General features: G+C 35.4%; 11 protein-coding genes. 2 read left to right on the top strand and 9 right to left on the bottom strand.

Going from position 1 to position 15,369, the window contains the following annotated elements:
- Positions 1–7: 7 nt before the first annotated feature.
- From AC6QZF_RS04055 to AC6QZF_RS04075, 5 genes are all read right to left on the bottom strand, one after another.
- Positions 8–1,519 (bottom strand): ATP-binding protein, encoded by a 1,512-nt coding sequence (locus AC6QZF_RS04055; RefSeq protein ID WP_499798590.1) that lies wholly within the window; start codon positions 1,517–1,519, stop codon positions 8–10.
- Between the two features lie 135 nt (positions 1,520–1,654).
- On the bottom strand, positions 1,655–2,680 hold the full coding sequence (tsaD, locus tag AC6QZF_RS04060; RefSeq protein ID WP_499798591.1) for a tRNA (adenosine(37)-N6)-threonylcarbamoyltransferase complex transferase subunit TsaD: 1,026 nt from the start codon (positions 2,678–2,680) through the stop codon (positions 1,655–1,657).
- Positions 2,677–3,276 carry a LolA family protein gene (locus AC6QZF_RS04065; RefSeq protein WP_499798592.1) on the bottom strand — a complete coding sequence of 200 codons (600 nt, stop codon included), beginning with the start codon at positions 3,274–3,276 and terminating at the stop codon, positions 2,677–2,679. The genes tsaD and AC6QZF_RS04065 overlap by 4 nt, the downstream gene beginning before the upstream one ends.
- Positions 3,277–3,285: 9 nt before the next feature.
- Positions 3,286–4,128: a DUF3108 domain-containing protein gene (locus tag AC6QZF_RS04070; protein WP_499798593.1), complete on the bottom strand. Its 843-nt coding sequence runs from the start codon at positions 4,126–4,128 to the stop codon at positions 3,286–3,288.
- A gap of 269 nt (positions 4,129–4,397) precedes the next feature.
- Positions 4,398–6,260 carry a T9SS type A sorting domain-containing protein gene (locus AC6QZF_RS04075; RefSeq protein WP_499798594.1) on the bottom strand — a complete coding sequence of 621 codons (1,863 nt, stop codon included), beginning with the start codon at positions 6,258–6,260 and terminating at the stop codon, positions 4,398–4,400.
- 666 nt (positions 6,261–6,926) lie between these two features.
- Here AC6QZF_RS04075 and AC6QZF_RS04080 point away from each other — a divergent pair.
- Together AC6QZF_RS04080 and AC6QZF_RS04085 are read left to right on the top strand one after the other, a co-directional pair.
- The gene (locus tag AC6QZF_RS04080) at positions 6,927–7,085 is read left to right on the top strand and encodes a hypothetical protein (RefSeq protein WP_499798595.1); all 159 of its coding nucleotides are present in this window, start codon (positions 6,927–6,929) and stop codon (positions 7,083–7,085) included.
- Between the two features lie 160 nt (positions 7,086–7,245).
- On the top strand, positions 7,246–9,057 hold the full coding sequence (locus AC6QZF_RS04085) for a TlpA family protein disulfide reductase (protein WP_499798596.1): 1,812 nt from the start codon (positions 7,246–7,248) through the stop codon (positions 9,055–9,057).
- A gap of 50 nt (positions 9,058–9,107) precedes the next feature.
- On the opposite strand, the gene ftcD is transcribed toward AC6QZF_RS04085, so the two are convergent.
- Genes ftcD through wecB form a run of 4 tightly spaced genes read right to left on the bottom strand, consistent with a single transcriptional unit; the run spans position 9,108 to position 15,224 of the window.
- Entirely contained in the window at positions 9,108–10,733 is a 1,626-nt protein-coding gene (ftcD, locus tag AC6QZF_RS04090; RefSeq protein ID WP_499798597.1) for a glutamate formimidoyltransferase, read from the bottom strand.
- 16 nt (positions 10,734–10,749) lie between these two features.
- Positions 10,750–12,372, bottom strand: coding sequence for a hypothetical protein (locus AC6QZF_RS04095; RefSeq protein WP_499798598.1), 1,623 nt, complete (start codon positions 12,370–12,372; stop codon positions 10,750–10,752).
- On the bottom strand, positions 12,372–14,120 hold the full coding sequence (locus AC6QZF_RS04100; protein WP_499798599.1) for a polysaccharide biosynthesis/export family protein: 1,749 nt from the start codon (positions 14,118–14,120) through the stop codon (positions 12,372–12,374). Before AC6QZF_RS04100 ends, AC6QZF_RS04095 begins: the two co-directional genes overlap by 1 nt.
- Positions 14,121–14,123: 3 nt before the next feature.
- A complete protein-coding gene (wecB, locus tag AC6QZF_RS04105; RefSeq protein ID WP_499798600.1) occupies positions 14,124–15,224 on the bottom strand; it encodes a non-hydrolyzing UDP-N-acetylglucosamine 2-epimerase in 1,101 nt (366 codons plus the stop codon).
- Between the last annotated feature and the right edge of the window lie 145 nt (positions 15,225–15,369).

Consider the following 15,369-nt stretch of genomic DNA (forward strand, 5'->3'; position numbering starts at 1 on the left):
TTCATTATTACGCTGTTACTTCCTCTTTCTTTTGCTTCAACGGAAGTGAAAATGCAAAAGATGAACCTTTGCCAAGCGTACTTTTTACCCAAACCCGACCATTATGAGCATCTACGAGTTTCTTCACTATCCAAAGTCCAAGACCTGTGGAAGTCTCTCCCGCGGTCGGCTGTGCCGATAACTTATTCCCTCGTTGAAATGCTCGTTTTATGTCATCTTCGGTTAGTCCCAATCCGTTGTCATTTACTTCAACAATTACTTTATTCCCATCAAGATAAGACCGGACGTGCACTTTCCCGCCTTTTTGTGTAAACTTAATAGCGTTAGACACAAGATTATCAAGCACTTCGTCGATTTTCTGCGTATCAATTTCAATTTCTGGTAAACTCTTTGATATATCATAAGTCATTTCAATATTTTTGCTCCTTGCTGAAACAAAGTTGCGATTAACAACATCTTCTATTATAGCACCAATTTGCACCGCTTCAATATTCAGTTCAAGCTTTGTTGTTTCAAGGGCAAGTATTTTTGTAACTTCTTGCGATAGGCTTACTATACGAGCGGTAGTTTCGGCAATATCATCAATAATTTCTTGCTTTTCGACTGCAGATAAATCATAAGACCGTAGCAAATCTACAAGGCTCTTGATCAAAGCTGCTGGATTTTTAATATCGTGAATAATTAACGCAAAAAGTTCATCTTTTTGTGCTTGTAGATTTTCTAACTCTGCCTTTGAGTTGGAAAGTTGATTGAGCCTTTCTTGCAATTCTTTGTTTTGCTTGCGCATATCATTTGCACGAGCCTGAAGAGCATCTATCTGTCCGCGTAATGCCGATATTTCTGCTCGTAGATTGCTATTTTCCGACATTATCCTATTATACTCTTCTTTTGTTATTACAATGCTTTCTAATTCATCCATATTCTCACCTTTATTTTTTTTATTCTTAATTCCAACATAGAGGAAGAAAATTGAAGATGCCAGTATTATTCCAAAGGTCAAACCAAAAATCAAAGATGCTTTATCAAAAGTAAATGAACCAATCTCTGATTTTTCAGGTACTAATTTTTCCAATTTTTCAATGTGGTTTTCGTATTGTTTTAATTTATCGCGTAGATCAGCTTCTCGATTATTTACTCTGAAAGAGATACTGCTTGTTTTGGCTATCCAGCGTCCCTGTAAATCAAATCCACCTGCAACAAATGTATAATTATCCTCTAATAAATCAGAATATTGAACAGTATTCGAGCCAGTAACTTTAAAACTTGAGTCCTGACTATTCCTCAAAACAACTCGGTAATAAAACGAATTCCCCGCATTTTTTGGTATATTTTTTATTTCGTATTTGAAAATAATTGTATCACTCCGTCGAACTACAATCTCTTTCTCGCTTGATAAGTTAATTTCTTTGCTATTTACTTTGACTTCAATAATTTCACTCTCTGGCTGCTGGCTTTTCACCACCTCTATGCTGCCAAGCAATACTATAGATAATACTATGTATGGGACTAATTTTCTCATATTTATACAATAAATCAATAAATCTACATAAATAATATAACAAAATGCAAGCCAATTAATTGCAATTTAACTGATTAAAAATAAAAAAATTATATCAAATTTGATAAAAAAAAGAAATGTATTTTTTTTAATTAATTATTCATTTTGCTTTCTGGAACGAAGTGCATTTGCACTTACTCGAAAATCTAATTTGTAGAAGTACTGGGGTCCTTTTTCAAGCAGCTTTTTCTCTGCTATGAAGCCAATCATTGCTGCATTGTCCATACAATATCCCATTTCAGGTGCATAGGTAGCAATCCCAATTTCTTCAGCGTTCATTTTCATTTTTTCTCTAAGCCAGCTATTTGCTGATACTCCACCCGAAATCACAATATTTTTTACTTGAAATTCTTCTGCTGCTTTTAGTGTTTTCGTAACAAGCACATCCACTATTGCTGCCTGAACCGATGCCGCTATATCCGGTAAAACTTCTTTGGGAACACCATTTGGATAATTCTTGTAAACAAAGTTTTTTACAGATGTTTTCAACCCGGAAAAACTAAAATCATAATCGCCTGAATTCAACATCGAACGCGGAAAATCGAATGATTTGCTATTTCCGCTTTGTGCTAATTTATCAATTTCTGGCCCTCCTGGATAGGGAAGTCCCAGAAGCTTTGCAATTTTGTCGAACGCTTCGCCTGCTGCGTCGTCCCGAGTAAGCCCAACCATCTCATAATCATTGAATGAACGCACTAAAAATATTGCAGTGTGCCCCCCGCTTACAAGTAAATTAACAAACGGAAAGCCGCACCCACTATTACTAATCAATCCTGAATATATATGTCCTTCGATGTGATTTATTGGCACAATTGGCAAATTATACTTAATAGAAAGCCCCTTTGCAAAGTTTGAGCCAACAATAAGCGAACCAATCAATCCCGGCTCGGTTGTCACTGCTATTGCTTCTATATCTGCTGGTGTTTGCTTCGCTTGTTCGAAAGCAATTGAAGTTAGCTCACAAATTGCTTCAAGATGTGCTCTCGAAGCAAGTTCTGGAACAACTCCGCCATATTTTTTATGAAAATACTGCGATGAAATAATATTACTTAGGATTTGCCCATTCTCAACTATTGAAACTGAAGTTTCATCACAGCTTGATTCAAATGCCAATACCTTCATCTTACATCAATTATTTCGACATTTTTGGGTGCTTTAAAAATAAAATATTCTTTTTCAAATTTTGGATTTATTCTAACCTCCCAAATTGCCCATTTTTCTTCAATTTTATCTTTAATAATTGCAATAGAAGCAATTTCTCCTTTGCTATCTATCCACAATTTTATCTGTGAAAATTGCTCGCTTGTTTTTGGTTCAAGTGTCAATATTCTAAAAGAAGTCCCTCGTGAAGAACTCTCTGCTTTTAGTTCCACTGGGTTTAGCTGCGAAATTAACGAAAAGAAAAAGTTTTCAAGCGAATTTGTGTGTATATTGCTATCGAAATTGCTTACAATAACATTATTATCCGTTTCTGAGTAATTCCAGAGTGTTTTTCCATTGCAGGTGATTATTCTGTCGCCAAGACGCAGCACATACTTATTCCCTTTTTGGGCGTCAAGTTTCCCTTCCAGAGATTTATTATTCATCGATTTAAATTTTAACGATATTGAATTAATGTCTCCGTATTTGCTCAATAATGAATTATAAACCTGAACTTTGTCGTTTTGAGCAAATACGGACGCAACTGCAAGCAAAAAAACTATTATTTTTATACGCATCGCCTCACCTTAATTAAGTTTTGCTGATACCGGACCGCGTGTGCCACTATACGATACTAAATCTGCACTAACAAATCCAATTAAAATACGTGTCGCTACTTTTACAGGTATTTTACGTTCGTCGTCGCTCAGCCAAATGAAAATACTTCCATCGCTTTTGAAAAGCCCTCCTTTTACAACTAGTGGTTCGATAACAATGCAACGAAATTTCCCTGCCTCTACATCTATTGTTTCTCTACGATGAATTTTCACACCCAGAGTATAGGTTGTATCTTTGAAAAATTGTTTCAAGTAGAATGTATATCCGTCTTTCATAGACTGCAAATCAAGTGTACGAGTGTAATAAAACGCTGATACTATGTCGTGAACATATTCCGGCACTTTATATTGCTTATCTTTCACAGTTGCAATATTATTAACCTGGTCGAAAACCGCTCGCGCATCTCTTTTGTAGTTTCCTTCGCGAATACTTTGCTCAAATTCCCAGGGGAAAATTCCTGCCACATCAAGCACTGTGCGGTAACGATCTCTCACCTTGTATAGCATCTCCAAACTTGGTAGTGAACGCACCTCGAAGCGAACATCATAGCATTCTCGATCATTTCGATAAACCGGATTAGGTTGTATGTGGAAATATCCTGTCCCTGCTGTGATAAATTTATATCCTACTTTATAATTTAACTTTTCGTTGTATCCAAATGCTTCGTTCGATACATATCGAAACGTTTTAGTTTGTTGCTGTGCTATTAGTAAATTTTTTACCTTATTATCTAAAATTGTAAGTAATGACAAAACAATAGCGACTGCAAGTGTTGCTAATATGAATTTTTTCGAATTTCGGATATTATTCATTTTGCTCTCATACACTTTTATAATTTATAAATATACGAATAAATAGGCAATTTGTTAATTTAATTCTTATTTTTTCATTCCACAGCTTATTTCTTTTCGAGCAGAATTACCTATTGATGATAATTTTAGATCCTGAATTATTGCATACAACCCTTTTAATTGAAAAAAACTCTTTTGTCCGAATGTTTTTTATATTCTTGCACTTCCTCAAAAAAAAACCGAGGGAATAAATATTCACCTCGGTTTTTAATAGCATCTCTAAGATAAACTTATTTAACAATAATCTGCTTTGTAGCTACACTCGAATTATTAATGATTTTTACGTAATATACTCCTCGTGGGAAACTTTCTGTGTTTATTTTATGAATATTGTTAGACATTTTGTCAGAATATACAATTTTGCCATTATTATCGAAAATTTGAATGGCTGATGCTTCTCCGCATTCTACAACAAAGTATTTGTTTGCTGGATTAGGGTATACATTAATATTCTGATTATTATCTGGTTCTATTGAAGTGGTAGCATTAGATTTAACAAATATTGGGTTTGAGTAAAACCAAAGATCCCCAAATGCTTTGGCTGCTGTGTTTTTGCCATATCCCTCTAATGTATCACTCAATGGATTGCCTTCTCCATCAGTTTGATTTGGCACATTCAAGCCAAGGTTCGACCCACGCAATCTAAAATACATATTATAATTAATAGGTACATTTATGGTCATTTCCTTCCAGCCATTGCCAATATCTGTCCATTTCTGGCTTGTTAATCCTTTGCTGTCTTTAATTCCGCCATTAGCATCAAATCTTGCGATTATTTGAGTTGTTGCTACTGTATCTACATTGTAAAGTGGGCTGCTTGGCTCTATTTTGTTGCCTACTTTTCCGGCAATCAAAACAACGTTGTTAACTTCTGGTCTGTTGTATGAGGACCATACGTTATAATTTGGCTTTGATGGTACGTGGAATCTTATTGTTACTTTTACTGACTTTTTATCTGTAACCAACATTTCGCCCATTGTTGTATTTTCAACAAAGAAGTGCAAGCTATCAATTAAATCACCAGATACTACCCAAGCATTTCCTGAACGAGCACCATCAATAATTGCTTGTGGATTTTTCTTGTCGCTCACGTAGATATAAGTTTTTTGGTACTCGCCTGGATAAAAGTCGCCGCCATCATCAGTTGTATTGTGGCAATCTGAGTTCGAGAACAACCAGAATTTCCTGCCTTCTGAAAGCATTGCATCCCAAAGCCCACCAACTTTTGCGCAATATATACCAGCGCCTCCGTAAGTTCCGCCTCCAGCACTTGTATTGGAGTAACTTCCGCGATATTTTTCTTTTTGGTGACCTGGTACGCTTTCAAATCCAAATGCAACATCTGGTCCTGCGTTGTTAAAATCTCTAAAATCAGCAATTGTATAGCCACCTTTACCGGGCAGTTTTCTTTCTGGATGTGCAATTATTGCCCAGCTTGTATATCTATGATTTTGCTGCAACCACGTTATCGCCTCGACTGCTTTTTGATGATTATTTACATGATTTTTCCCTTGCCAGCCTTGTGATAATCCACCATTAGTATCCTTGTCCGAAGCATCAAATAAGAATTCGAATTGTGCCACAGCATTTGAATTATCATTTTGTTTGAATTGATCGCCTAATATTAACACACTGCAATGTTCGTGTCCTGGTACATTCCATTCTAAGCCTTGAAGTACAATTTTGTTAGGATAAATTTTCCGTGTTAATTGAACTGCTGGGTATGAGAAGTCTCTTATTGACTGCCATCTCCACATTTTAGGATTTTTTTCAGAAGTATTATCGCCTATTAATTTCGTTGGTGAATATGAATCCCAATAGGTTATTACCGGAAGAACATTCCCAACTGAATCAAAACCTCCAAATAAATCAATGCCCGAATACAAACCATTCATTTTAAATGCTCCGCCGTGCTCGCTGTTTGCCCACCAATCTAAACCAAATTCAGCGTTTTTCCTCATCATATGAAAAATACTGTACGATCCATCGGTGAATGTTGTGTGTTGATGGAAATCTCCGACTGTCCAGCCCGGCTGAGCCTGCAAGTTGAAATATACGAAAAGTGAAATTGAGAGTAGAATTAATTTTTTCATTTGTAGATACCTTATTGTTGGTAAAACATATTTTACATTGGCAAAACTATTCTGGTTGTTTAAAGTAATAATTAACGATTAATTTTTTTTTGAATAAATTTGTTTTTTTAATACAAGTCCTTATCTTTTTATTACTTACTGCTGGTTTAGTCTTGATTAAAATGAATTTGATGTGAAAATGATTAAAATACTTTAATATTTAGTTAACTTTTATTTTAGTTTTTGAGCGATTTAAAATTATTGCTTGAATTATTTATTGAGTTTTAGTAAATTCTTCCGGTAGTTTTTAGTTCTCTTTATTCATTTTTTCTTCATTTGATATAATTCAAAATGCGAAAGTATTGTGAAAAATATAACAAATCTATCTCTGTGGTTAATTGCCTGATAATTAACGGCTTATTGCGTTGTATGGGGGGGGACGCCTTCATTTGTCTTGTTATGGCTTATAAACTCTTGCAAATACTTACGACCGCCTCCAAAATAAATGAGCATCACAAATTACTCTTGTGTCTTAAATGTTGTTGCATTATTCAATTATTATTAATATTAAATTGGGTGAAAAAATGAAAAAAACAATTGTTATATTTAGTTTTCTTCTTTTGTCAACGTCTATTCTTTTTTCTGATATCCCGCGATTTATTCCCGAAGGCGTGAGTTGACGTATTGATGTTTGTCCTAAAGATTTTCAATGCTATGGAAGCTGGCGAGAAATATCAAGGCACAATGATGAAGATAATAACCCTAAATGGGGACAAGGACAATGTCAGCCAAGCGTACTACACGAATGCCACTGCTGGGATTGGATTACCTGGTGGTTTGGTATAGCCGATATTCCTTCACCACCTCAAGATTGGGAGTCAATTTATGGAAGATATGATGATTTCCCTAATTCTTATAATCCAGAAACAGGTCAATATGAAAGAGAATAATCAATTTGGGGTAGGTTCTACACCTACCCTGTTTTATTAACAATAAAAGGTGAACTATGAGAAAGATATTGTTTTTATTCTTAACACTAATTGTTTATAGTTGCTCGCAAAATGTAACCAACGATAATTTTAATTATGGGAATATGCTTTTCATTAAAAATGGTAAAAAATTGCTACAAGGCAATGAATATGAATTTTTCTGGAATACAAGCGGACTTAATTCGAAATTATATTATACAACAATAGTATTTGTTTTTGAGAAAGACGGTTATTCGAGAAAAGAAATAATAAAACTTGAAAAATTAGACAGTATTTTCTATCGAGGTGTGATTAGAATACCTGAATCGTCATCGTCAGTGTACTTTTGTCTTTCTACGCCATTAGCTGATTTGTCGTGTCCTTATGCTATTACTTTACCAATTTATAAAGATGAAAATACGCCTGAATTTGGAGCAAATTCAACATTACTATATAATTCCGATACTCAAAATTATTTAAAATATTTCTACAATGAAAGAAACCTTTATCCCGATAATTATTCCATTTTTTTAGTTCGATGGCTGTATGAAATGGAAAATAAGATATTTGTAACAGATTCAGTTAGAAAACATCTTGAAGAATTAAAAAAAGAAAAAGAATCTTCCGATATTCAATTGCTAAAATTGGTTGGAAATTCAATGCTTATGGACTACTCAGAACACAGTAAAATACTTGAATACCTGGCACAAAATCTGAAATGTTCTAATATACTAAATAATCAATATGTTTCTGGTGTTATCAAGCATTTGTTAATTAATAATTATAAAAAAGACACGATTAATATGAAAAAGATAATAGAGAATATTGTAAAATACTCCCCAAATTCTATGTTTTGCGAAGGAATGATTGATGGAGATCCAAAAGATTTCAAAATTTTATCACCTTCAAAAATTATATGGCTAATTAACAAAAATTTAGAAAAACAGCAAACATATGATTTGTTGATGTCAAAGCTCCAAGTTCTTTCATTTAAATTTTTACCTGATTCGTTAGAAGCGGCTGAACTTTTAGCTGATAAACTTTATAGAGACTATATTAACTATTTTGTTGATGATGATAATTATTATAAAATTAAAGATTATTATCATATTCTTTACTCTTCAATAGGATTGCTACCAGATGTTTTCAAAAAAATTGCTTTAGTCACAAAAGATTATGATAAATATCTTGGGTATATGAAAGATATTTCAGAGAAAATTAATACTAATCTATCATCAAAAGCTATATACTACCTTGATATTGGAAATGTTTATGATAGTTTGTCCATATTAGATTCTGCTTCAAAATATTATTATTATTCGCATTCGTTACTACCAGTTCGTTCGCTTGGTTATGAGAAATTAAATAAACTAACGAAAAAAATGAAATATAGTGATGTTGATAAATTAATTGCAGATATTAGCAAAAAATATGGTTTTCCTTTCACCAAAATTGGAGATAATTTTCCATTGATTGAATACGCTGATGGAACAAAAGAAAATCTCGTTAATACCAAATTCCCCAAAATAGTGTTTTTCTATAATACTACTTGTGGCCCTTGCGAAAGAGCTTTCAAAGATTTAACAAAAGTGAAATCATTGCTTGAGAATAAAAAAATTAAATTATTTTTCATTTCACCAGAAAATACTGATAAATTAAAAAAATGGTGGATATATGATTCTTTTGGTGTTAAAGTAATTAAAAATGCTTCTCAAATAAAATCAGCCTTTGCCTCTGATGATTCTGTCCCTCAAATTTTACTTCTCAATTCTGACGATTATATCGTAAATTGGATAAATGGATATTCTCCTGATGGAATGAATTGGGAGGAAATTTTAGGGAAATTATAGAAAAAAGCAGGAGGAAGCTGCACTTTTTTGCAGCCTCCTTTTTTAGAACTTTATTTCTTATCTCTTTCTTCTAATATTTTGAGTATCTCTTCGCACTTTGTTTTTGCTCGGCCGACCATTGATTCTGCTTCCGAAAGAATTCTTTGTTTGAACTCGTTGTCCTTTATTCCCGGTAAATTAATCAACACATTCCTATATGCCCCCCAAATCCCAACTTCAAGCGCACGAGCACCAACTTCAACATCAGACTTCGATGCAATATTCCCTATTTTGGCGCATTCAACCATTGCATCCCACGCACCGTCCCCAAGTCGCATTGTTCCCAGTGGTACTTCAATTGCCTTTTTCAAACCGTCTTGCATCTTTTGCTCGCGAACGCGCTTTTCCTCTTCAGTATCCTTCGGTAGTCTCATCGCTTCCATATAATCATTGAACGCATTTGTATCGGCATCAATCATAGGGATTAGCGCCTGCACTGCATTGTGCAACGGCGGTATTATCTGACGCAAATCATTTTCCAGATGCTCAAACTTGCGAACTCCATAAGTAAGTTTCGCAACCATAGCACCAAGACCCGAACCAATTGCTGCGATCGCTGCCGATGCACTTCCACCGCCCGGTGCGGACGAACGTGCTGCTACTTCCTCTATAAAACCGCGAACCGTCATTCCCGCAAGCGGTTCAACCGGCTCTTCTTTTATAATATATTCGATTATTCTCTTCTTTGGGTCGAACTGCGAAACTGAATTTAGCCCAAGTCTATCAACCACTAGCTTTATTTTCTGATCCTCATCAAGAATAAATAAATTCTCTTTTTCAATATAATAATCTGCTGCCATAAGCATCGCTTCGAGTGGAATTAAACCAACTATTTCGGAACCAGCAACGCCTACATTTATTTCTTTCGCAATGCGTTTTGCTTCCTCGAACGCGATATGTGGAGGAGTTACCTTGAAATTTGTCAAATTAATTGAAATTTGTGCCATATTGTATTCATTTACCCACCAGCCAATTGCTTTCACTTCTTTTAGCAAACCTGGCTGACCATCGCCACGACCTGCCTCACGTAAATCCAGCGCAATACGATGAGCCTGATTGTTTGTTCCAAGTATATTAATATTATATGCAATTAAGAAAAATCTCGCTCCCGCAACAGTTGCACCCCATTCTGGGATGAACTCAGCAGGACCAAAATCCGGCTCCCATTCAGGTTTGTGTATTTTTTCACGCAATCCTTCATATTCACCTTGACGAATATCCGGAAGGCGTTTGCGATATTCCTTCTCTTGCGCGTACTCATACAAATATACTGGAATCCCAATTTCTTCAGCAGCACGCCGTCCAAATTCTTTTGCAAGCTCGACGCATTCTTCCATTGTTACGTTTGCCACCGGAATAAACGGGCAAACGTCCAACGCTCCCATTCTTGGGTGCTCCCCTTTGTGATGACGCATATCTATTAGTTTTCGCGCCACTTTTGCTGCATTAATTGCGCCATCTACGATATGTTCGGGTGAACCAACAAATGTATATACTGTTCTATTAGTTGATTTACCCGGATCAACATCAAGCAGAGTGCAACCGGGCGTTTGTCTGATGGCTTCTGCTATTGCATTGATTACATCTTCATTCCTGCCTTCTGAAAAATTGGGCACACATTCAACAATTTTTTTCATAACTAACCTTTATTAATTAAAAATCACCAAATTTTAAAATCAAACGTGCGTATGGACACACATCTCCATTTATGTTTGAATGTCTGAAATATCCCAATACATAGAAATTACGGAAAATTTCATATCCCATTGAAATTGAAACAGAAAAATTCCGTTCTACTTTTCCCGTCAAAAAGTCTATTTCCATCGGGTCAAACCACCTGCGTGTTTGGAACGGATCGCCTCCTGCATTGTAAACTAAACTGTCCCCATCGAAAATATTCGTTCCGTGTCGCTGATAACTTATCCCAAGCTCCACGGGATAACGTTCGCCCCACCAATATTTTAACGTTAGTAAAAATCTATCTGAATTTGGCAAAAGTATCGAACCAATTAATTTCCCGTCGTGCGAAACTGTGTTTTGTCTGTTGAAATGCGAAAAAGTATATGGCTCGACTCGTGCATATTCAAATCCAATATCCAGATTTTTTGCCGAAGCATATTCCACAGAAAAATTATAAGCCATCTTGTTGCTCCAATATCCCGTTCCAATCTTTTCGAAAATTATATCGTCGAGCAAATAACTGCCTTTAATTTGCAATCTTCCAACAGGGCGAACTGTAAAAAACAAGCCCATTAGCGAATTGTCTCTATCGTGCAAAGCGTGTTCGATTGATTTCAGAAATCCTATCGGGTTTAAATATGCTAAATCTGTATTCCTATTCGAATATATTACTTGCTCGACAAAGGCTATTTCTCCCCAATTCGGACGAACAGCAATTTTATGGTAAGCCATATACTTAGGTGGAATTTCTGCAAATGCCCCAATTGAACTTTGCGATGGCTCTCCAATAAGCGAACCGTGAATAAATGAATATTCAAAATTGCTAAATTTTGCTGCAAGTGTAAGTGCGTCGAACGCCGGTGCAACATCTGCAATGAAAATCCTCTGTTGCAGTCCTGCACCTTCAAGTTTTGTTTCGCGAGCAAGAGAAGCAAAGAACCAACGGTTTCTATAATTGACGTGCGATTCAGAAAAATCAATATCGTCGTTCAATTTTGTGAATTTTATGCTTTTTGCATAATATTTATCTTTTGCTGCAAGTTCTCGTGAACCAGAAAACAATCTCCCGTTCGTTGCTTGTAAATAAAAGCCTAATCGATTATCTATGCTTCCACTAAAGCGAACACCCAAAGTTCCAATAATGCTTTTTTCACCATTTCGCAGTGAAAACATATTGTCCAACATTCCCAATGGCAAAACCGAAATTTTTGTCGAATCATATGAGTAATAATAGAAGTATTTTTCTTTGTTAGAAAACAAATCCTTCGAAAGCACAAAAGTGCTATCGCTCGGGCTTCGGAAAAGCACAGTATTTTCTCTTTTCTCGATTTCAAACTCTAATAAATACTTTTCAAGTAATTTCAAATCAGAATTTGTGAGGTATTCTCGTTTGTTGTTTATTGAGCGTAAACACTCCTGAATCTCCATTTTTTGCAATGGTAACGACGAAAGCGAACGATGTTCAAGCAAGCCAATTGCTTCGGCTCTTTGCAGAAAAATATACACGGGGTGGGCAACCTGAACATTTTCTACCTGTGCATAAGCAATACTTGCAATCAAAAACAGGATTGCCGTTATGAATATCCTATTTATCATTATTTATTTTTCGAAACCCAATAAATATTAAATAATGTTCCAATTACAGCAACCGTTACGCTCACAAGCGATGCAATTGTCCCATATTTCTGCCATTCAATAGCAAGCGGAACATCTGGCGGACGTGGCACATAAATTTCGTCTCCTGCAAAGACAAATGTGTTTTCATCTCCTTCTGTCCATACACGGGATTTGCCGCGAATAATACGAGCTCGCTTTTTTGCAGCTCCTTGTGCATAGCCTCCTGCTTTTTCTATATACCACTGCATTGTTTTGCCTTCGTGAAACTCTACATATCCAGGATGATTAACCTGTCCATAAACATAAACATAACCTGGATTATCCGGCACAGTGATTACGTCCCCATCGTAAAGCAAAACGTTATCTATTTCTGAATTTTCCTTAAATGCTTTGACAAAGTCGCAAGAAACTATTTGCTTTTTCAGCATCATATCAATATAGAAGCGTGTTGTGTCTTCCATCGTTAAATCGCTGTATTGAAACGATGAAAAATAATCGCCTCGATAATCTACATAAGCATCAATCATTTCTTGCCGACGAGTAATATACGCAAGCGGCAAATAAGCTTTGTTTGTAAATCCACCTGCTTGGGCTATCACATCTTTTAGGCGTGTCTCTCCATAATTAATTGAATAAATACCCGGATTTTGAACTTCGCCTCGAATTGAAACAGTAGCTGTGTTCTCGTATTTTTTCTGTTGCATTATCCCGACAACAATACTTGCTCCAGGTTCAAGTTCAATGTCCTCTTCAAGTAAATTTAAATTTCTATCAACCTTGATTTTTTTCGGATTGTGCCCCTGTTGATAAAGAGTTATGTTATTTATATCAGCATTTTCCTTAAAGCCATAGCAAAATTTCAATACATAAGATAATCTGTCGCCACTTTTGAAAGGTAGCACAACTGGTCTATGAACTGCACCACTCAAAGACACTTTCGGATATTGATAAGGCTCGAACGGGACAAAAATTTCATCACCTTCAGCTATGAATGGGTCGTAGGAAAGGTCACCTGTTGCTATAGCTCGTTCAATATCAACATTTTGAGAAGTATAATACTTACGTAACAATGTAATGTTTCTCATAGAATAAAGATTTTCCGATGCAATCCCTGCTTCTGAATAGTTTTTTGTGCGTTCCCGCGACCTTGATTGTAACTTTTGAATTGATAATTTTTCTTCGTCAGCAAGTGATTTTTCCGTGGAAATTTGATTTGCAAATTTTATCGCAGTTGATACTCTATATGAAGATGGCAGAGCATATGTCCCCGGAAATAATACATTACCACTTATTGTAACAATCACTGTTCTTGCTTTTCTCAACGAAAGATTGACTTCTACTCTTTCATTCCTTTGTTTAAAAATGCTCGATAAAGTATCTTTCAACTGTGCAAGTGTCATATTTCGAACAGATATTTCACCACCGCGCGGCAACACAATAGTTAAATCCGGCGACACCATAAGTGGCACTTCGTACGGAATAATCGGATTTGCCTGCAAAGAAATTATATCACCAGGTCCTAAATAGTAATATTTTGGCTCTACAATATTGCCAACAGGCATCTTATCTTGTTCAATTGCAGATGTTAATGCCTTGTCTGTCGAAGTTTGCAACTTAAAAATATCTTCTTTGTCCAGCGAAGATGATGTTGGCAATCCTTTTAGTTGTGAGTATAAATTTATGCCTGCAACAAACAAGATAAACACTGCTATCGCTATTCTTTTCATTATTTATCTCAAATAATTGTAAATAATCTCTACTATTCTTGATGCAGCTTTCCCGTCCCAAAGCTTCGGAATTTCGTAACTTTTATTTCTTTGGTCAAGTGCTTCGTAAATTGCTTTCAATATATCTTCCTTTTCGGGTGGAACAAGCACATTTGTTCCAATTTCTACTGTTATTGGTCGTTCTGTTGTTGTTCTTGTTGTGATACAATGAATACCTAAAAAGGTTGTTTCTTCTTGAATTCCACCCGAGTCAGTAATAACAAGCGAAGTGTTTTCCATAAGCTTTAGAAAATCTAAATATCCAAGAGGTTCTATCAAGTGTAGTCTTTCATTATTATTTACAACGTTCGATAATCCAAATTCCTCTATTTTTTTTCTTGTTCTTGGATGAACCGGGAAAATAATTTTCTTTTTGCTTGTGATATAGTCAAAAATCTCGAAGAACATTTTCAACATTTCTGGTGCATCTACATTTGTCGGTCTGTGTAAAGTAACAAGAACGTAATCTTTTTTGTCAAGATTTAATTTTTCTAAAATGGTTGATTTATGTAATCGCTCTTTTGCGAAAATCAATGAATCAATCATTGTATTTCCCACGAAGTAAATTTTATCGCTTGGCACACCTTCATTCAGCAAATTTTCGTAGCCTGATTTTTCTGTTACAAAAAGCAAATCAGAAATTGCATCAGTTACAATTCGATTGATTTCCTCCGGCATTGTGCGGTCGCCCGATCGCAATCCTGATTCAATATGCCCAAGTGATAAATTCAACTTTTTCGCTGTAATTGCTGCCGCCATCGTGGAATTAACATCACCTGCCACCAAAACTAAATCAGGTTGCACCTGATTACAAACTTTTTCGAACTCAATCATTACTTTTGCTGCTTGCTCAGCGTGTGTGCCCGAACCAACTCCAAGAAAATAATCAGGTTTCGGCATTTCCAAATCCTGAAAAAATGCTTCGGACATCTCAAAATCGTAATGCTGTCCCGTATGCACAATAAAATGTTCGATTTTATCAGAGTACTTCACAATTTCACGAGCGATTGGCGCTATTTTCATAAAATTTGGTCGCGCCCCGACTACCGATAATATTTTTTTCATAATACTTTCAAATATATTTAAACTACAAATTTACAAAATTGTTAAATATATCACATACTCCAATTAGAAAATAACTTTTTTGCTTACAAGTGTGTTACAAAAAAAATAATTATTTGTTTATTATGTTAAAAATCTATCTATTTAT

The organism is Eximiradius sp., from assembly GCA_937127445.1.
Lineage (GTDB): Bacteria > Bacteroidota > Ignavibacteria > Kapaibacteriales > UBA2268 > JAKIZO01.